The organism is Paraburkholderia sp. GAS42 (assembly GCF_050436565.1).
Classification (GTDB): domain Bacteria; phylum Pseudomonadota; class Gammaproteobacteria; order Burkholderiales; family Burkholderiaceae; genus Paraburkholderia.
Map to the genome: position 1 here is coordinate 1 of NZ_JBNDML010000046.1, position 18,598 is coordinate 18,598.

Here is an 18,598-nt window from a genome sequence, read left to right on the forward strand (position 1 = left end):
ATCGCACTTATGCTCAACGAACTGCGCCTGCCAACGATCGGCCGGTTGTGGCCGGACTTCGCTGAACGCTCGGACAAGGAAAGCTGGCAGGCGTCCCGGTTACTCGGTGCATTGCTCGAACATGAACTCGCCGAGCGGGCCAAACGAAGAATCGAGCGTCATCGCACCGAGTCACATCTGGATCCGACCAAGACGCTTGCCACCTTCGACTTCGGCGTGGTGCCCATGGTCTCAAAGGCGCATGTGATGGCGCTGGCCACCGGCGATTCGTGGCTTGAGAAAGGCGCCACAATCCTCCTGTTCGGTCCACCCGGCGGCGGAAAAAGTCACTTGGGGTCCGCCATCGGCCATGCGTTAATCGACGCCGGCTATCGAGTATTGTTCACGCGCACCGGCGAAATCGTGCAGAAGCTCCAGGTCGCGCGCCAGAGTCTGCAGTTGCCTTCGGCGCTCGCGAAGCTTGACCGGTTCGACCTGATCATCCTCGATGATCTTTCGTATGTGAGGAAAGACCAGGCCGAAACCAGCGTGCTGTTCGAGCTCATCGCCGAGAGGTATGAGCGCAAAAGTCTTCTGATAACGGCCAATCAGCCGTTCTCCGGCTGGAACGACGTCTTCCCGGACCCCGGCATGACAGTGGCGGCCATCGACCGCCTTGTGCATCACTCGACGATCTTCGAGCTGAACGTTGAAAGCTATCGGCGCCGCAAAGCCAGCGACAAACAGAAGGAGCGACGCCGTCAATTACCCGCTGACAACCCGAACGGAGCGACAACCATGCCCAACTAACAGCGAAAAACATCTCGACCGACCGGCCAAGATGTTTGTCGGTAAACCGGACTTCCTGCTTGACGCTGTCCAGCAAACGCAGGTAATGCCGAGTTTAGGAAAGAGGTCGCCGATAATTAAGCGCATTGTTCGCAAGGATTAATTTCGCTTTTCGGAATGACGTCTAATGGCTTCTGCTCCCAAATCTGAAGCTGGCGTGGTTCGGCATTGCGCGGTGAATGCCAGTGCGGAAGAAGCGAACGTCGCTTCCTGGGCCGCCCACGTAAAGCGGCGATCTGCGGCGGGCGACCCGGAGCGCCCAGCCATCGCTACAAAAAGCAGACACGTGACGCACGTGATCAAATTGGAGTTGCTCCAATGCCGCTATCCATGTGCGTATTTCAAGTACATGCAGCACGGATTGCCCGCGCGGCCTGTTAGCGTCCCGGGCTCACTCGCCTGGTGGCGAGCAGGCCTCAACCGCGGAGCGCCACAGTAACCACAACGAGAGCCGAGAAGATCAGCGCCGGGGCGAGATGCCCGAACGGCTCCCGGTTTCGTAGCAACGTGAAGAGCACGGCGACCAGGATCGCACCGGCCAGCGTCAGGCCCAAAACTCTGGTTTGTTGTCCAAAAAGAAGTGCCGCGCACAACAGCTCAAGAGCGCCGCAGAGCAAATGAAACCATGCCGGGTAACCCCAGCGTGCGAAGTCGCGCTTCACCGCGCCGCGTCCTGCGAGATTGACCGTCCCAGCAACCGCGAACAGAACCGCTACGATCATCGCGAGAATCGACTCGAAAGATGCACTGTTCCACGCCATGGTCATGCTCCGTTGCTTTGCTGAAAGTGCTTTTGTACAGAGAGGTCCGCAATCAGGCCGGGGCCATGGGGCTTCCACGCAAGAACTCGTCGGGCATGCTGGCCGCTTACTGTCTGATCGAGCGCCAGTGCGTCAGCGAACGGTCCAAGCGATTTGCGAGCATCGTCGAGCGGCCAGGGTTCGACGCGATCGGCGCCGACCGAGGCCCGAATCGCTTCACCCATTTCGGCAACGGCAACGGCATCTTCCGCGATCACGTTGAAGATCTGTCCCGCGACTCGAGCGTCCCCACTTGCCGCCCGCTCCACCGCGCTCAGGTAGGCCGTGGCGAGATCATCGACGTGAACGGCAGGCCAGTGGTTGCGACCATCGCCGACGATCCTCACACTGCCGGTCTGACGGACCATGCCGGCAAGCATGCCGAAGACGCCGCCGCCGTAGCCGTGCACCATCGCCGGCCTGAGGATCACTGCAGCAATCGAGCGGCGTGCTGCTAGCGCCAGCACCTGTTGCTCCACTGCGGGCCGCCAGGCGATGAGTGGTGTCGGGTTCAGCGCCGATGCTTCAGTCGCGGGCTCCCCCTCCGTATTGCCGTAGACCCAGGTGCCCGAGGTATACACAAACGCCGCGCCCGGATGCAAATGCGAAAGCATCGCTACAGCCGCGGCCTCGTCAGCAGCAGCGGCGCAAGCATCGTTGGTCGATGCGGTGTGCACCACGCCATCAGCGGCACCGGCAGTCGCAGCGAAAGACTGTGGCTCGCGCAGGTCGCCGGAATGCAGTGTCACACCGAGACGTGCCAGCGCGCTGGCGGCCGCCGAGCTGTCCTCGCGCACCAGCGCCGTCACCTGATGGCCGAGGCTGATTGCCTTGCGCGCGACCGCTTGCCCGATGAAGCCAGTACCACCTGTCATGAACAGTTTCAAAGCGTTCTCCAATGATCGGCTGCGAAGTTGAACAGTCATATAAACGAGACCCATCGGTCTCGTTTTGACAAATCTAAACGAGACCGCTCAGTCTTGTCAACTACTCATCGATCTGTTATTTATCTCGCATGGACACTTCTTCTCTCCCTGGCCTGAGCCCGCTGCAATGCCGCAAGCGGTCTGCAATCCTTGACGGCGCGAAAACCGTTTTCTTACGCGAGGGTTTTGGTTTGGCAACGATGGACGATGTCGCCTCGGCCGCCGGCGTCGGCAAACAGACGGTCTACCGCCACTTCAAGTCGAAGGAGGCGCTCTTCGTTGGTCTGGTGAGCGCGATGTGCGCTCAGGTGGGCGCGCTGCTTGCCAGCGCTCAGGGCGAGCAATCCGATGGCGCACCCGAAGTCGAGTTGCGCGAGTTGGGATGGTTGCTGGCACGAGGCCTTACTACGCCGGATACTCTGGGGCTTTACCGGGCCATCGTTGCTGAGGCCGCGCGTTTTCCGGAACTCGGTCAGGTGTTTTACGAAAATGGTGCAAAGGTCGTGCGTGCCTTCGCCGCAAAAATTCTGCGAAGGCGATTTGACGAATCGACTGCTGCATTGCGGGCAGCGACATTCGTTCAGCTGGTGCTAGGCGACGCGCATCTGGAACTGACACTTGGCTACACGGTGCCCGATGTTGAAGCACGCTTTGCGCTGCAGATTGACGAGGCGGTAGCGGCTGCACTTCGCTAAGGAGCGCCGCATAAGATGTCGAGCCGCTGCATGCGGAACGCAACAGCGTGTAGCGCGGGAAGCAAGACACCGCGTGTCCGATTCCGAACGCAGTCGCGCACCGGTTTCCGTACGATCCAGGCGCGTTTCTAAAATTGTGAGTGCCGTCTTGTGGCCGGTCACTGCCTGCCGCCGATCGACGGCACGCGACCCGTTGGAGACGGTCGAGCCGCCGAACTTCCACGGGCGGGAACCGGATGCGGAGCGGTCATTCCGTGCCGTCAATCGAGGAAAACGCTGGACTACGAAACCCCGGCTGAACGATTCCATCGAAACTATTGCATCGACCGGTTGAATCCGTCTTCACCTTGCTGCCAAGCGGATCCCCTATAACCGCGAATGTCACGTTCACTTCCAGCGGATGCGTACTCTCAACCAGTTGCAGTCGTTCGACCCCAGGCGACCACAGCGCCGTCTTACGGCGCAATTAGTAAGGACCATTTCGAGTCGTATGCGAGTCGCGACGCCCAGCGGAGGCGGCGCACCTAGCTTGATCGCGACAGTTTGTGGAACCCCGTGCGCGGAAGCGGGGCCTCGACTGTCCGGGATGGTCACCTGGAGGTTGCACTGCGCGAGCAACCCGCTGCCTTCCGGCGTCGGCGTCACATTGTGATGTTCCTCCCTTCCAGAACGCGATGTATGCTCTTCGATATGTCGCGCCACCGGCCCGGTCGCGAAAAGCAAGAATCGGACCCTCAACGAGGCGAAGCAGGCGATGACGACTCTGAAAGGTTTGCGCGATCGCGCGATGCTGCCGACTCTGGATTCCGCGTGTTCAGCCTGCGTGCGAGTGCACCGCCAAACGGCCAGAACTGCGTCGATCCCGTCGACCCGAAGTCAAGGGCACGCGCCTACTGCGGCGCTTGAGGCGCGAATTTCGACGCTCGGAGAATGCCAGTGTTCAAGTTAGCTATCAAGCGGTGTCGCGCACAAACGTAGCGCGCAATCGATGGTTTTCTCTGAGGTATTAAGGGGGAGGCGGCCATGAAAATCCTATGGGTCGATGACCACGAAATTCTCTGCGTTGCTCTTTCCGAATATGTCCAAACACACGCATCCGAGTTGTGCGTAGTCCCAATCGAAGTCACACCCGTATTTACGCTTGCCAGCGCGCTTGAAGAAATGAGCAAGGTACCTCCCCCAGACCTTGTATTCCTGGATCTCAATCTGGACGGTGAGAACCGAGGCGCCACGACGCTGAAACATTTCCAGGCTGGCAATCCATCCAATGTTCCCGTGGTCGTCTGCACGGGACTCGCTCCTGGAAACGATGATGAAGTTGAAATCTTGCGAATGTGCATGCGTGACTACGCTGCTCGAGGAATCATTTTGAAGGGCGGCGCGCACAAAAAAATGTTCATTGGACTGAGCAGGATTTTAGGAGGTGAACTTTGGATTCCGGAAGAAGTCTTGATGCGCTTTGCCTGCTCGACGCAAGGGCCTTCAGCTATCCGGAATCAGCATCATCTTGGACTCTCTACACGAGAGTGGGACGTGGCGCGTTGCATTGCAGGTGGCCTCTCAGGAAAACAGATCGCAAGAGAGCTTAACGTCACCGAGGGACATGTCAGGCAGGTTTCCTGTGTTATTTACGACAAACTTCGAGTCAGAAACCGCGTAGAAGCGGCACTTAAAGTCAATGCCGAGCTGGCCGGGGGAAATGGGCCAGCTAAGGGACTGCCGTGAAGATCTCTGCGACACCACGCTTTACGTCCCATCGCCATCTTTTTCACCTGTCTTCGGTGGAAGTTTTTGGCTTATGTTTTGCCAGCAAGGTCAATAAGGTCTGTTCAGAAACCGGTTTCGACAAAAGCTTCATGCCACTGGCGGCTACTTTTTTGAGCACAGCTGACGAGGTGTCCCCCGACCACAGGATCGCAGGGATCGAAGCGTCGGTAGCAGCGCGGACTGCCGCAATCGCGGCAATGCCGTCCTCGTTTTTCAGCCGGTAGTCGGAGAGGATGAAGTGCGGACCACTTGCCAAAGCTTCGATGCGCAGTTGCTCGATCACGTCGGATGATGATTCTCCCGCCACGACGTAGCATCCATGCTCGATCAGGCGCATCGATATTTCGATTCTCAAGTCGCTATTGTCCTCGATGATCGCCACCACCATATTGGTCAGGTCCAGGTCGGCGCTTTCAACCGTCTGAACCTCGAGGAACTCTGGCGCTATGCGTCCTGCGAAGGGAACCGTAACCGAAAAACGTGATCCCCGACCTGGTGTCGAATGCACCTCCAGTTGGTGACCAAGAAGGTTCGCGAGACCCTGAACTATGGACAGACCCAGACCGAATCCCTTTTCACGATCCCTCTCGGGATTATCGACCTGTACATAGCTTTTGAAGATATCCGCCTGCCTATCTTCAGGGATACCGATCCCGTTGTCCCAGACGCTTATCTTTACGAGGTTGCCCCGCCTTTGGCAACTCACCAGAATATGCCCCTTCTTTCCTCCCTGTTCGGAAGGCGTGTAACGGACGGCATTGGTCACCATATTTCGGACGATGCGGTCCAACGCATGTCGATCCGTATGGGTCAGATAGGGCCGACTATGGAGTCTTAACTTCAGCCCCTTCGCCCGGGCTAGCGGCTGCATATCCACAACTATGCCTTGCAAAAGGGAAGGCAGCATAACCTCCTGAATTTCTACACTCCAGGTGCCGGACTCCAGGCGGCAGATATCCAGTGTGCCGTTAATCATCCCTTCCATCGCATCCACTTGCCTTTTCGCAATCGAGACATCTTCGGCCAGCCTGGTTGATTCTATGGTCCGCTCGATATAGTTCAACTTCAAGCCGAGCGTTGTGAGCGGCTGGCGCAAATCATGGCTTATCGCAGCGATAAGTTGGTTCTTCTCCGCCCTTGCCGCCTCGGCCCGCGATCGCGCCTCTTCGAGAATAATCTCTTTTACAAATGCGTGCTTCTGATCGTAACAAAGAAACCATGCGATGAGACAATAGCCAATTAGTTGGGCCGTAAGTGACTCAAGCAAAGCTGGCCGATTAATGAACAGAACTCCTCCCACGCTAAATCCGAATGGGATAATGCCGAGCAAGAGTGAACCCAAAGTTGCACGAAGACTAGGTGCGAGCAGCAGCACAGTAAATACATGACACATCAGCGTCAGCTTTAGGAAGAAAGTCCTGTGAAAAATAATATGAATATCACCGTGGTAGGCCCAGAAAATGGGTGGCTCTATCCCAAAGCTACCGGCCGCCCACCAGAACGATGTCAGTGTGACCAATGCAGCCCATGCCCTGTGCATCTGCTCGATCGCGTTGACGCCAACTTGCTTTGGAAGCGTCATGGTCTTTTTCAGTAAATATATTGCCATGGGAGCGGCCATCCCCCACAGTCCGAATATCCAGACGACACGGAACAAACGATAAATATCCGACGTCTTGATCCAATTTCCAAGTACGAACACGAACAGGCTTACGAACAACACCAACGCTATCCAATATACCGCTCGACGCGACAGTGATTCCAATAACTGGCGTTTGACAAGGAGATTCTGCTCGGCACTGAGCGCCGCAACCGGTTCCCGAACGCGATTCACAAATTCACCGAATCGGCGGCGACCGACTTTGTGAGCTGTTTCACTTGCGCGCAGTGATATCCTGGCCCCGGGCTTTTCGTCCACGTCAGAATCACGCCGTGTTTGAGTACCGGACGCCATAGAAGGCCTCCTCGGAGGGGCACTTTCAGCATACGCCCCTTTGTGCTAGTTACGTTCCACCGCCATCACCTTCACCTGCCTTCGGTCGATGTTTTTGGCTTATGTTTTGCCAGCAAGGTCAATAAGGTCTGTTCAGAAACCGGTTTCGACAAAAGCTTCATGCCACTGGCGGCTACTTTTTTGAGCACAGCTGACGAGGTGTCCCCCGACCACAGGATCGCAGGGATCGAAGCGTCGGTAGCAGCGCGGACTGCCGCAATCGCGGCAATGCCGTCCTCGTTTTTCAGCCGGTAGTCGGAGAGGATGAAGTGCGGACCACTTGCCAAAGCTTCGATGCGCAGTTGCTCGATCACGTCGGATGATGATTCTCCCGCCACGACGTAGCATCCATGCTCGATCAGGCGCATCGATATTTCGATTCTCAAGTCGCTATTGTCCTCGATGATCGCCACCACCATATTGGTCAGGTCCAGGTCGGCGCTTTCAACCGTCTGAACCTCGAGGAACTCTGGCGCTATGCGTCCTGCGAAGGGAACCGTAACCGAAAAACGTGATCCCCGACCTGGTGTCGAATGCACCTCCAGTTGGTGACCAAGAAGGTTCGCGAGACCCTGAACTATGGACAGACCCAGACCGAATCCCTTTTCACGATCCCTCTCGGGATTATCGACCTGTACATAGCTTTTGAAGATATCCGCCTGCCTATCTTCAGGGATACCGATCCCGTTGTCCCAGACGCTTATCTTTACGAGGTTGCCCCGCCTTTGGCAACTCACCAGAATATGCCCCTTCTTTCCTCCCTGTTCGGAAGGCGTGTAACGGACGGCATTGGTCACCATATTTCGGACGATGCGGTCCAACGCATGTCGATCCGTATGGGTCAGATAGGGCCGACTATGGAGTCTTAACTTCAGCCCCTTCGCCCGGGCTAGCGGCTGCATATCCACAACTATGCCTTGCAAAAGGGAAGGCAGCATAACCTCCTGAATTTCTACACTCCAGGTGCCGGACTCCAGGCGGCAGATATCCAGTGTGCCGTTAATCATCCCTTCCATCGCATCCACTTGCCTTTTCGCAATCGAGACATCTTCGGCCAGCCTGGTTGATTCTATGGTCCGCTCGATATAGTTCAACTTCAAGCCGAGCGTTGTGAGCGGCTGGCGCAAATCATGGCTTATCGCAGCGATAAATTGGTTCTTCTCCGCCATTGCCGCCTCGGCCTGCGAACGCGCCTCTTCGAGAATAATCTCTTTTACACATGCGCGCTCCTGGTTGTAACAAAGAAACCATGCGATGAGACAATAGCCAATTAGTTGACCCATATACCAGGCAAACCATACTGGCCGTTCAAGGAACAGATAACTTCCCACGCTAAATCCGAACGGGATAGTGCCGAGCACGAGTGAACCTAAAGTTGCACGAAGACTAGGTGCGAGCAGCAGCACAGTAAATGTATAGCTGATCAGCGTCAGCTCCACGAAGCCAATCCTGCCGGAACCAGTACCATGAAACTGGAATTGGAGGGGGATTAACCCAAAGCTACCGGCCGCCCACCACACCGATGTCAGTATGACCAATGCAGCCAATGCCCCGTGCATCTGCTCGACCGTGTCGACGCCCGCGTGCTTTGGAAGCGCCATGGTCTTTTTCAGTAAATATATTGCCATGGGAGCGGCCATCCCCCACATTCCAAAGATCCAGACCACACGGAACAAACGATAAATATCCGACGCCTTGATCCAATAGTCGGGTACTATCCAATATCCAGATTTAAGCTCGAACAAGCTTCCGACCAACACCAACGCCATCCAATATACCGCCCGACGCGACAGTGATTCTAATAACTCGCGTTTGACGCGGAGATTCTGCTCGGCACTGAGTGCCGCAACCGGTCCCCGAACAAGATTCACAAATTCACCGAATCGGCGGCGCCCGATTATGTTAGCTGTTTCACTCGCGCTCGGTGATATTCTGGCCCCGGGCTTTTCGCCCACGTCAGGATCACGTCGTGTTTGAGTACCGGACGCCATAGGAGGCCTCCTCGGAGGGTCACGTTCAGCATACGCCCCTTTGTGCTAGCGGTCTGTGCCCGCTGTGGGGATTGGGTGGAAGACTTGTCAAAGCTGACAATCGAGGGTAAGTGTGCGGCGGTGCGCAGTACCAGCAACCCGCAGTTGTGCTTATGTCGCGTCGACCTGAATCCGTTACCCAAGCGTGTGCCCCGCGCTCTCAAGAAGTCACTTTGACGAATAGTCGCAAAGCGACACCGAACATTTGTTCGCCCCTTAAGGAACATTTGATACCGAGCATCAAATAATCGATCTAACTACAACTGACAAGGTTACACGGCAGAACAATGCAGCATAATTCGGAATAAGGATGGTGTAATTCATCGCAAGACAATGCGGATATTTCTTTTCTCGCATACATATTAGGAATGGAGAATTATTAGCGAACGGTGAACATGCAGTGCGTACATAGGCACCATGTGCGATGTATTTCACCTCAATTGTCGATGCCGACCTCGTTTTGATCCTGATGCCGAGATTCAAGCGAACCCACCCGACGCCCAACGCATGCTCGAACCGACAGCATCGCGAATATTCGGTTCATTCGTGCATCGGCAACTGCTTCAATTTCACGTCGGCAGCAATAGTGCGTTCTCTATTGCGCACCGGGCTTACCAGCCCACCGGCGGTCATTCAGGTGCTCCTGTCACCTCGGACGCTAAGCGCGGTATTGCCGCGCATGTCGGCTGCTACGTCCTCCGCCTATGTCAAAGCGGCCGCCCTAACTGAACCTGATTTCATACTGAAGGAGTTAAGCCATGAAGACGACAATATTTGTGTCTGCAGTGCTCCTGGGCGTTCTCTCGCTTGCGGGCGCAGCGCAAGCGCAGGATGCATCCGGGCAAAAAGATGAGCAATCGGCATCGGCCAATGCTAGCAATAACTCTGGGTATGGCGGGGTTTCTGGGAGCACCAGTGCAAGCGGCAGTATGGATCGCTGGGGGGCGGCTACCTGTGGTCATCTACCCCAATGCAAGCCCGACAGTGGTCATTAAACATGTAAGTCGGTAGTCGGAAGGTCTCGTGGAGTGCGTGGCGATCCGCGAAATCAACTTGCGCTAACTGGCAGCCGCGGGTATGCAATCGCGATAGCGCTTGCCGGCAGCCCGGCGCGTCATCTTGATTTAGCTAGCGGCCTGGTTTCGCAAAAAAGAGACGAAGATGAGTAACACTTTGCTGAAAAAAGCGGTGGCCAGTGCCGCAGTATTGTGCCACGGCCCCGCGTCCTTTCATCGCTTGTTCCGCAAACGGCGGCTGCCAGGGTTTACTACAGCCATTTTCTGCTTCAACTAATCGAACTGGGCGCCTAATGCAGCCAGGGGGAAGCCCCTGTGCGCTTGATATCAAGCGTCTGATTCTGAAGCAAGGAGACGACCATGAAGATCAGGCATTTGAGCATTTTGTCGGCGACAGCCGTTGCGCTTCTTTTACTCAGTGGTGCCGCGCAAGCCGGTGGCCACGACGGCCTTTGCTCGAACGCAACGCTAAAGGGACCGTTTGGGTTTATCGGTCACGGAGAGATTCTTGGATTGATAGGTGCCGATGGCAAAGTGCATCCGTACGCTGCCCCCTCGATCCTCGATGACGTCGCCTTGGTGACGTTCGACGGAATGGGCCGTTTCTCACGCACCGACTTTGGGGTTATCGGCGGGCTGCCGAAAGGGGGGCAAACTACCTTCAATCCGAACCAAACCGGCACCTACACGGTGAACTCCGATTGCACTGGCACCATGAAAATCGTCTATACCGCTGGCGGAGCCGTCCCGGCCGGCGTCGAGACTGATCTGAACATCGTCGTCGCTGCCGATGGGACGCTCGTCCAATCGGTTGTCTATAGGGCGGTCACCGTGTCAGGCCAGACCCCGGACGGCGTAACGTGTCCACCGCAGTGTGAGCAGGGTGTGCAAGAAAGCTTTGAGGGGAAAAAGATCCTGGTCTACGGTTTCCGTTAGTCGAGTCCTGGATCGACTTAGCTCGCTGAGGCGCTTGCCACGAGTGGCGCGAGGCCCGGAGCCTGGGCGCAGGTTTTCGGTCCTTCAATGCCAGCGCCTTCTGCCTGACAATCGGATCACTTCGCCGATCTTTCGCGCTACTGAGGGCGCCGGTGCCCATGCTGGCGGACACCGACGCCATCTATATCGTCACGGTCACCCAGAAAGGCGCGCGTGGATCGACATGGCCGGAAGCGTGCGTCAGTTGTTCTGGGGCGGAGCGGACGTTCGAACGTCCGCGTGCAGGTCTGGTTGAATGTCTCCTGTTGGCCGACTTCTGCCTGATTCGCGTGTTTCGCCATAGCATTTGCTCGACGACCCGAGCCTACGGCGATGATTTGTTCACCCGGAGGCTCCGTCAGCTTCTCGTCGTGGAACCGGGTTCGACCAGGAGCCGCCGTTCAAGCCGGAGACGGAAACCGGTCGCTCCAGCTGGCGCCCGCATCAGGGCGAGGCGGGCTCCGTAGTATGTTCACCCGACGAGTCCGGTGAATACGTGTCGTGAACGAGTTTGACGCGCGAGATGAGCCAGGCCGCCAGCGCGAACCACACCGCGGCGACGATGAACGCGGTGACGTAGGCGGGCCCAGCCCCGGCAAACGACTTGATCCACGACAGCATCCACCCGGTCGCCGCAGGGCCGAAGATCTGCGGTAGCACCATCGACACTTGCCAGATACCCATGTCCTTGCCGGCCGACGCATCATCCGGCAACACTTTCAGCGCGAGCGCCCAGTCGACGGCCTGATACGTGCCGTAGGCGGCGCAGAAAGCCAACGCGACGGGGATCACCAGCAACAGGTTCGGATACAGCGCCAGGATGACCAGGCCGATCGCCGCCCCGGCCATGATCCAACTGGTCAGGCGGACGACGGGAACAACGCCGTGGTGGTCGGCGAGACGTGCACCCAGCAGGCTGGTCGGGATCGCCAACACCACGCCGACGCCAAGCAGCCCATTCAGGAGGCTGGTCGGATGATGAATGCCTATCACGTCCTGCAGGTAGTACAACATGAAAGTGAAGATTGACCAGATTCCCATATTCCCGAGCAGGCGCGTTACCAGCACCCAGTAGAAGTTCCGGTGGATGCGTGGATCGAGATAGAACGAGCGGATGAACGCGAAGAGCTCGAACCGCTCACGGGATCCGGCAGGCGTTGGCTCGGGCGAGCCGCGAATCGTCAGCCAAAGGCAGAGCAACATGATCGCAATGAACGTGGCGACCGCGGGATACAGTCGACGCGGAGAATACAACGCGACGAGCACTACGTTGCCGGTGATGGTGCCGAGCACGGTCATCACGTTGAGCCACGCGCTCGCGCGGTTAGCGTCGTGTTTCGGCACGACATCGGGCACCAGCCCGGCGTACGGGCCCGCCGCCCAATTCCACCAGAATTGAAGATGCAGGAACGCGAGTGTGTATAGCCATACGCTCCCTGCGCCGTTGAACGACGCGAGCGATACCAGCGCGACCGAGGTGCCGAATACGCCGGCTACCAGAAACGGTCGCCGACGCCCGTGTTTTGCAGTGCAGCGATCCGATAACGCCCCGGCCAGCGGCGCCACGATCATCGCGACGAATGCGCCGGCCGCGATGACGGAGCCGGCTACGCCTTCCTTTATCGCGGCATTGCGTCCGAGCAATTCGGCCACCTGTGCCGGCACGAGCACCGGAACGACCGTCATCCATTGAGTAAAGAGCGCAAACCACAGCGACGCGATTTGTATGTGATCGAGCGTCGACAGGCGAGAAACGGGCGGTTTGGCCGACACGTCCTGGGCTTTATTGGGTAGGGTCATGTCGGTAGTCCATCAAGGTCGCGCGACGGGCCCGATGTCGCCCGGCGGCGGAAAATTCTGACCGCGGCTGTGAGCCAGGTGGTCAAGTACGGCGTCCCTCGTGCGCGGTACTTCCTGCGCCTGCGCTCAATGTGTGCTTCTTATTGAGAACGTCAAAAAATTAGACCACTGATCGAGCTTTTGCAAGCAACACACCACGCTGTAAGAATGGGTTAAAACAGATAACCGCGCAGCGGTGCACCCGGCGAGTCCCGCCCCTATGACGACGACCGGTCATTCGCAGGCTGCGCCTCTGAAGGCTCACCCGACCTGAAGTTCAGGCTTACCATAGTCGGCACAGGTGCAGGCTCCGTTAGCCGTGACGGCGCCCGCACGGCCGCTTGTCGGCTCCATAGCGCGCACCGCGCAGCGTGACGATCTAGCGGGAAGCAAGGAGCCTCCACGATGGGGACACGAAGCGTGAGCCAGGGACGGCGCGATTTTCTTCGCAGGTCGGGTGCGGTGCCGTCCACGTTGCTGCTGTTGGCCCTCGGAAAAGCAAACTATGGCCGGGCCGACGAAGTTTCAGCTACACCCGCCTGCACCGACGAACAAGAACCGACCCGGCAGCAGACGGCAGGTCCGTTCTTCCTGCCACACTCGCCGCAACGCGCATCGCTGCTCGAGCCGGGGATCAATGGAACGAAGATCGTCCTGACCGGGCGGGTGCTGTCGACACGATGCAGGGCGGTGTCCGGGGCTTTGCTCGATTTCTGGCACGCCAATGACGCCGGGGAGTATGACGTCGAGGGGTTCCGGCTGCGCGGCCACCAATTCGCCGACAGCGAGGGACGCTACCGCCTCAAAACCATCGTGCCGGGTCTATATCCGGGGCGAACACGACACTTCCACGTGACGGTGCAGCCGCCGAACGGGCCGATCCTCACCACTCAACTGTACTTTCCCGGGGAGCCGCGCAACGTTCGCGATTTCCTGTTCGATCGCCGGCTGCTGATGACGATCGATGACCACGGCGAGCAAAAGGCGGCCCGGTTCGATTTCGTGCTCGCGCTCACGTAGTGCAAGTCTTCCTGACGGCGGCGGCGCTGCCGTGGTGGGTGCCCGGAGTCGCGTGGAGCGATCGCGCTACGGCGCCGGCTCGCCGGCGTCGGTCACGTGGACCGGATCCCCGACACGCACACCAAGCTGTGTCGCGGCGCTGCCGCGACTCACCGCAATCTCCACCAGCCCGATCGAGTTCTCATACCAGAAAGCCTGGCCGTCCGGAGCATCGGAAAAGACCCGGGCATAGGTGACGTCTCTGGCCGCAATGGCCAGCCGGGCATTCCTGGGCACGGTGCCTGCCCGCAGCCCGGTCAGCGCATTGCCATAGTGATCGACGTAAATGACTTCGGCCAGATCGTCCGCACCCAACCCCACACGCAAACCTGCGGTTTCAGTCAGCTTGTCGGGAGGCAGGTCGCCACGGCTGAGCCAGGCTGCCATCGGGGCGAACAGGTCGCGACCATGGAACGAGGCGGAGAGCATCGCGGGACGCCATGTAATGCGCCAGGTCCGGGTGCGCGTCGCGCGCGCCGCCACGACCGAGAGCAAACCGTTGTCCGGTCCGACGAACCACTGCGCGTCGGCTTGCAGCACCACCGCGTCGCGCTCGCCGCCCACGCCGGGGTCGACGACGGCCAGAAAGACTGTATCCGGCAGGTACCAGCGTCGAAGCGCGGCGAGCAGATGTGCCCCTGCCAGCGGGTCGTAATTCGGGGCAGTGTGCAGCACATCGATGAGGGTGGTGCCGGCTGGCGCGTGCCGCAGCAAGGCAACCTTCAACTGTCCGACATAGACGTCATCGGCACCGAAGTCAGTAAACAGCGCGATCATCGTATAGCCTCCTTCGAACCTTGCCCCGTCTTATCGACCACCGGAGCAGTTCGCGCTCGATCCGCACGCGGCGCTGAACCTTGCCCAGAGTCCGAGCGCGGAATCGCGTCGAAAGGCGACACGGTGGCTGGGGAGCGCGGGCCTATTCGCCGAGATGGGAGAGCGCGATCCGCGCGGGCTCGAGCGAAATCTGCATAAACCCTTCGAGCGGGTGGGCGAGGTCCTCGATCAGGAAAATAGCGCCGGAGACCGATAGCGCACAGAGGAAAAGCGTCGCAATGGCGGTTCGGTTGTTGGCGCTGACCAGGCCGAAACCGGCGAAGAGCATACTAAGCCAGAGCACCAGCACCGCCATGAATGGCGTTGGGATTGCGCCCTGCCCTGGGTGGAACAGTATCCAGCGCGTTTGGGCCAGGTCGTGGCTGCTGGCCAGCGCCTCCGATTGAAGCACGCGCTGCATGTCGTTTCGTGGTGCCAGTTCCCGAAGCTTTTGTTGAAACTGCACCATTCGCACCAGGCGCTGCGGAGCGTCCACGTTAGCCTTCCCGGCACGTGCCCCGGATGCAAACAGTTCCACGGCTGAGGCGTAGGTATGGCGCAGGAGCTCGCGGGCTTCCTTCGTCTCCGGGCCATAGTCGGCCAGGGAACGATCGATCACGATGACCGTAGCCGCCGTCTGCGTGAACTCGTCGTTGAGCCGGTCGAAAGAAACCTTTGCCGAGGCGATCAGGAGACCCAGGACGAGAGCCGCGAGCGTCGCCATCAGGCCGGCTCCCAACTTCACGATAACCGTCGAATCCTCGCTCAAGTGATGATCGGGAAGGAGAGTGCGGAGAGCCAGGCCGATCATCCCGCTGCCGAAGACGCACACAAACACGATCAAGGCGATTACCAATGAGCTCATGATTGACCTCTGCGGTTTGACTGGAAGTCACCCCCGCTAGAACGGGACTGGCGAAGACCATGTTTGAGTGCTGGGATGGTACACCTGCACCTGCACCGCAGTGCCCGACCGGGGATATCGCCTCCGCGCCGAAATCATGTCTCGTTGCCGGGCGGACTCTGGGCGTCCGCAATAGGGAAATCTAGATCGTCACCTCGAACGGCACTTCCTGGCCGTCCCCGCCCGAATCGGAATGCAGCCCGATAGAGGCCGTTCGAGAATATTGAGCGTGCGTCCACGCCTGGCTGCATGCTTGCACAGGCCGGGAGGACGTTCGTACACCGTATACATGCCAGCGCCACTCCCTCGAATAACGGCAGATTTTGTCAGCGAAACGGCGCGTCTGGATACCCCGGTCAGCGAGGTCGGGCGCTACGATTCTCGATTCGAGCGACGTCAACAGGCGTGTCGTGAGCATCCACAGAAAGGAGTGGCAGTGAAAATCGAAACAGTTGGCATCGTCGGTGCCGGTACGATGGGCAACGGAATCGGCCAGGTCGCGGCGCTCGCAGGACTGAAGGTGGTGCTGGTCGACGTCACGGATGCGGCACTCGCTAAAGGCGTCGCCACACTGACATCAAGTCTTGCGCGACTTGTCGAGAAGGGCAAGGTCGATGCGCCGTCACGCGACGCAGCGCTCACGCGCATCCAGACTTCGACCGATTATCAGCGGCTGGCTGCTGCCGATATCGTCATCGAGGCGGCCACGGAAAACGCCGACCTGAAGATCCGGATCCTTCGACAGATCGAGGCAGTGGTGCGCGACGATGCGATCATCGCGTCGAACACATCGTCGATCTCGATCACGACACTCGCCGCGACGATCGGCAGGCCGGAGCGCTTCATCGGCATGCACTTTTTCAATCCGGTCCCGTTGCTGCCGCTGGTGGAGGTCATTCGCGGCCTGCAGACCAGCGACGATACCGTGGCAGCCGTCTGCGAACTGACCGCGCGACTGGGCAAGTCGCCGGTCAATGTCAGGAATTCCCCGGGCTTCGTGGTGAACCGCATTCTGGTGCCCATGATTAACGAAGCGTTCTTCGTGCTGGCCGAGGGTGTCGCGACCGCGGAGGAGATCGACACGGGCATGCGTCTTGGGGCCAACCATCCAATCGGTCCGCTGGCGCTCGCGGATCTGATCGGGTTGGACGTCTGCCTCTCGGTGATGGACGTCTTCCTGAAAGACTTTGGAGATTCGAAATATCGCGCGTGTCCGCTGCTGCGCGAACTGGTGGCGGCAGGGCGGCTGGGACGCAAGACGGGACAGGGCGTTTATCGCTACGACAAGGCTTAGACGCATGTGTGCGTCGCCGTCTGGCGAGCAACCGGTATAAATCGTTCAGGAGAATTTCGTGAAAGTCGACCCGTGGGGACGGGCACTCTGAAAAAATGTAGTGGAAGCGGGCCATAAAGAAGAACCAGGGCGGCCCGGAGATAAAATTGAGTTTTGACCTGACCTTACTCAATTGAATCAATTCTCCTGCACCGTCCCCATCGCGCTGGTCAACGGCTTCCTTGCGGGCGCTGACCCGGCGGCGGTCGCACGAACGGCCGGGCAATCGGGTATCCCGCAGGAATTGCTCCATGAGCCTGGCGCCCGTGTCACGCGGGAGCAGTTTTCGACGCTCTATCGCCTGCTGGCGATAGAGCTCGACGACGAAATGCCTGGCATCTTCAGCCGGCCGCTACGCAATGGGACGCTGAAATATCTCTGTTTAAGTCTGCTTGATGCGCCGCGCCTGGAGATTGCGATGCATCGGTTCGGTCAGTTCTTTCATCTGATTGTCGATGACTTCAGGCTTGAATCGCGGCGCGAAGGTGCGCTGTGCTGCGTTGAACTTGTGCCGGATCCAGACGGCCCAGGCTTTGGCATCCTCGGCCGTGAACTGATGCTGAAGCTCGCGCACGGGGTTGCATCGTGGTTGATCGGAGAGAAAATTCCGCTATCCGGTGTGGAATTCGATTGCCGCCGTCCGCCCCGTGCGAGCGACTATCTGTACCTGTTCCCGGGGCCGGTCCAGTTCGGTTGCGCGCGAACACTCATGACATTCGATGCGACGTACCTGGATATGGCCATCCGGCAGCGCAAACCGGATCTGAAAAAATTCCTCGCGCGCGCGCCTGAAGACTGGATTTTTGTCTCGCTCGCGGAGCAGATGGTTTCCAACCGCACCCGCCAGTACATCGCAGCCTGCCTGCCGACGATCCCAGCCATTGAAGCTGTCGCGCGACATCTGCATTACTCCGTGCGCACGCTGTGCCGGCGGCTCGTCGCGGAAGGCACGACATTCCAGGCGATCAAGGACGAAGTACGGCGTGATATTGCCATTCAACGGCTGACAGGATCGGCTGATGCCATCGCGTCGATCGCCTACGACATCGGGTTCGGCAACACGACCGCATTTCACCGGGCATTCCGGCAGTGGACCGGCAGCACGCCCAAAACGTACCGCACGATGACTTGAGGGCGGCGCCACTTCCAGATTGTGGCGCGTAGCGCGGCAGCTTCCGTCAACAAAAAGGCGGATTTGGGTATCGGGCATGCGCGCCGCGACCGTTACGATGGCGCATCGAATCGCATTGCCACAACGCCCTGCGCTTATCAAAACTCCACAGGAAGAAAACTCGTGACCCGTTACGCCGCGCCTATCAAAGACATGCTGTTCGTGATGAAGGAACTGGCCGGTCTCGACGACATCACCGCGTTGCCCGGTTTCGAAGACGCGAATTTCGACACGGCACAGGCCATCCTCGAAGAATCGGCGAAGCTGTGCGGCGAAGTGCTCGCGCCGCTGAACGTCGAAGGCGATCGCAACCCGAGCGCCTGGAAGGACGGCAATGTCACCGCGACGCCCGGCTTCAGGGACGCCTTCCGCCAGTTCAGCGAAGGCGGCTGGCAGGGCGTGCAGCATCCGCTCGACTACGAAGGCCAGGGCTTGCCGAAGCTGAT

At 58.8% G+C, this 18,598-nt stretch carries 15 protein-coding genes; 8 read left to right on the plus strand and 7 right to left on the minus strand.

All coding sequences use genetic code 11. The features are described 5' to 3' along the window. A partial coding sequence (gene istB, locus P3T16_RS34075; RefSeq protein WP_429345563.1) for an IS21-like element helper ATPase IstB occupies positions 1 to 789 on the plus strand: 789 nt, incomplete at its 5' end. Between the two features lie 455 nt (positions 790 to 1,244). Here istB and P3T16_RS34080 read toward each other — a convergent pair. Beyond that, a complete protein-coding gene (locus P3T16_RS34080) occupies positions 1,245 to 1,595 on the minus strand; it encodes a DoxX family protein (RefSeq protein ID WP_429260405.1) in 351 nt (116 codons plus the stop codon). After that, the gene (locus tag P3T16_RS34085) at positions 1,592 to 2,503 is read right to left on the minus strand and encodes an NAD-dependent epimerase/dehydratase family protein (RefSeq protein WP_429345564.1); all 912 of its coding nucleotides are present in this window, start codon (positions 2,501 to 2,503) and stop codon (positions 1,592 to 1,594) included. Before P3T16_RS34085 ends, P3T16_RS34080 begins: the two co-directional genes overlap by 4 nt. Before the next feature lie 140 nt (positions 2,504 to 2,643). Here P3T16_RS34085 and P3T16_RS34090 point away from each other — a divergent pair, with 140 nt between their 5' ends. Next, the gene (locus P3T16_RS34090) at positions 2,644 to 3,249 is read left to right on the plus strand and encodes a TetR/AcrR family transcriptional regulator (protein WP_429345565.1); all 606 of its coding nucleotides are present in this window, start codon (positions 2,644 to 2,646) and stop codon (positions 3,247 to 3,249) included. Positions 3,250 to 4,272: 1,023 nt separating this feature from the next. Further along, complete coding sequence (locus tag P3T16_RS34095; protein WP_429345566.1) at positions 4,273 to 4,974, plus strand: LuxR C-terminal-related transcriptional regulator; 702 nt, start codon at positions 4,273 to 4,275, stop codon at positions 4,972 to 4,974. A gap of 43 nt (positions 4,975 to 5,017) precedes the next feature. Here the strand turns inward: P3T16_RS34095 and P3T16_RS34100 are convergent, their stop codons facing one another. Together P3T16_RS34100 and P3T16_RS34105 are read right to left on the minus strand one after the other, a co-directional pair. Beyond that, positions 5,018 to 6,970, minus strand: a complete 1,953-nt coding sequence (locus tag P3T16_RS34100; protein WP_429345567.1) for an ATP-binding response regulator — start codon at positions 6,968 to 6,970, stop codon at positions 5,018 to 5,020. A gap of 71 nt (positions 6,971 to 7,041) precedes the next feature. After that, a complete protein-coding gene (locus P3T16_RS34105; RefSeq protein ID WP_429345568.1) occupies positions 7,042 to 9,000 on the minus strand; it encodes an ATP-binding response regulator in 1,959 nt (652 codons plus the stop codon). 1,415 nt (positions 9,001 to 10,415) lie between these two features. Between P3T16_RS34105 and P3T16_RS34110 the strand changes: the two genes are divergently transcribed. Further along, entirely contained in the window at positions 10,416 to 10,991 is a 576-nt protein-coding gene (locus P3T16_RS34110) for a hypothetical protein (RefSeq protein WP_429345569.1), read from the plus strand. Between the two features lie 483 nt (positions 10,992 to 11,474). Here the strand turns inward: P3T16_RS34110 and P3T16_RS34115 are convergent, their stop codons facing one another. Continuing rightward, complete coding sequence (locus tag P3T16_RS34115; RefSeq protein WP_429345570.1) at positions 11,475 to 12,830, minus strand: MFS transporter; 1,356 nt, start codon at positions 12,828 to 12,830, stop codon at positions 11,475 to 11,477. A gap of 459 nt (positions 12,831 to 13,289) precedes the next feature. Here P3T16_RS34115 and P3T16_RS34120 point away from each other — a divergent pair, with 459 nt between their 5' ends. Then, on the plus strand, positions 13,290 to 13,889 hold the full coding sequence (locus P3T16_RS34120) for an intradiol ring-cleavage dioxygenase (protein ID WP_429345571.1): 600 nt from the start codon (positions 13,290 to 13,292) through the stop codon (positions 13,887 to 13,889). Between the two features lie 66 nt (positions 13,890 to 13,955). Here P3T16_RS34120 and P3T16_RS34125 read toward each other — a convergent pair whose 3' ends face one another. Both P3T16_RS34125 and P3T16_RS34130 read right to left on the minus strand, forming a co-directional pair. Next, positions 13,956 to 14,705 carry an SAM hydrolase/SAM-dependent halogenase family protein gene (locus tag P3T16_RS34125; RefSeq protein ID WP_429345572.1) on the minus strand — a complete coding sequence of 250 codons (750 nt, stop codon included), beginning with the start codon at positions 14,703 to 14,705 and terminating at the stop codon, positions 13,956 to 13,958. Between the two features lie 142 nt (positions 14,706 to 14,847). Continuing rightward, positions 14,848 to 15,609, minus strand: a complete 762-nt coding sequence (locus tag P3T16_RS34130; RefSeq protein WP_429345573.1) for a hypothetical protein — start codon at positions 15,607 to 15,609, stop codon at positions 14,848 to 14,850. Between the two features lie 475 nt (positions 15,610 to 16,084). On the opposite strand from P3T16_RS34130, the gene P3T16_RS34135 reads away from it, so the two are divergent. The 3 genes from P3T16_RS34135 to P3T16_RS34145 form a co-directional block, all read left to right on the plus strand. Further along, complete coding sequence (locus tag P3T16_RS34135) at positions 16,085 to 16,942, plus strand: 3-hydroxybutyryl-CoA dehydrogenase (RefSeq protein ID WP_429345574.1); 858 nt, start codon at positions 16,085 to 16,087, stop codon at positions 16,940 to 16,942. A gap of 172 nt (positions 16,943 to 17,114) precedes the next feature. Next, a complete protein-coding gene (locus tag P3T16_RS34140; protein ID WP_429345575.1) occupies positions 17,115 to 18,113 on the plus strand; it encodes an AraC family transcriptional regulator in 999 nt (332 codons plus the stop codon). Between the two features lie 192 nt (positions 18,114 to 18,305). Next, a partial coding sequence (locus P3T16_RS34145; protein WP_429345576.1) for an acyl-CoA dehydrogenase N-terminal domain-containing protein occupies positions 18,306 to 18,598 on the plus strand: 293 nt, incomplete at its 3' end.

Excerpts from the sequence above, each read along its gene's own strand:
- P3T16_RS34130 (WP_429345573.1), bottom strand. The coding sequence starts at position 15,609 with ATGAGCTCATTGGTAATCGCCTTGATCGTGTTTGTGTGCGTCTTCGGC.
- P3T16_RS34085 (WP_429345564.1), bottom strand. The coding sequence starts at position 2,503 with ATGACAGGTGGTACTGGCTTCATCGGGCAAGCGGTCGCGCGCAAGGCA.
- P3T16_RS34090 (WP_429345565.1), top strand. The coding sequence starts at position 2,644 with ATGGACACTTCTTCTCTCCCTGGCCTGAGCCCGCTGCAATGCCGCAAG.
- P3T16_RS34115 (WP_429345570.1), bottom strand. The coding sequence starts at position 12,830 with ATGACCCTACCCAATAAAGCCCAGGACGTGTCGGCCAAACCGCCCGTT.
- P3T16_RS34100 (WP_429345567.1), bottom strand. The coding sequence starts at position 6,970 with ATGGCGTCCGGTACTCAAACACGGCGTGATTCTGACGTGGACGAAAAG.
- P3T16_RS34095 (WP_429345566.1), top strand. The coding sequence starts at position 4,273 with ATGAAAATCCTATGGGTCGATGACCACGAAATTCTCTGCGTTGCTCTT.
- P3T16_RS34105 (WP_429345568.1), bottom strand. The coding sequence starts at position 9,000 with ATGGCGTCCGGTACTCAAACACGACGTGATCCTGACGTGGGCGAAAAG.
- P3T16_RS34125 (WP_429345572.1), bottom strand. The coding sequence starts at position 14,705 with ATGATCGCGCTGTTTACTGACTTCGGTGCCGATGACGTCTATGTCGGA.
- P3T16_RS34080 (WP_429260405.1), bottom strand. The coding sequence starts at position 1,595 with ATGACCATGGCGTGGAACAGTGCATCTTTCGAGTCGATTCTCGCGATG.
- P3T16_RS34110 (WP_429345569.1), top strand. The coding sequence starts at position 10,416 with ATGAAGATCAGGCATTTGAGCATTTTGTCGGCGACAGCCGTTGCGCTT.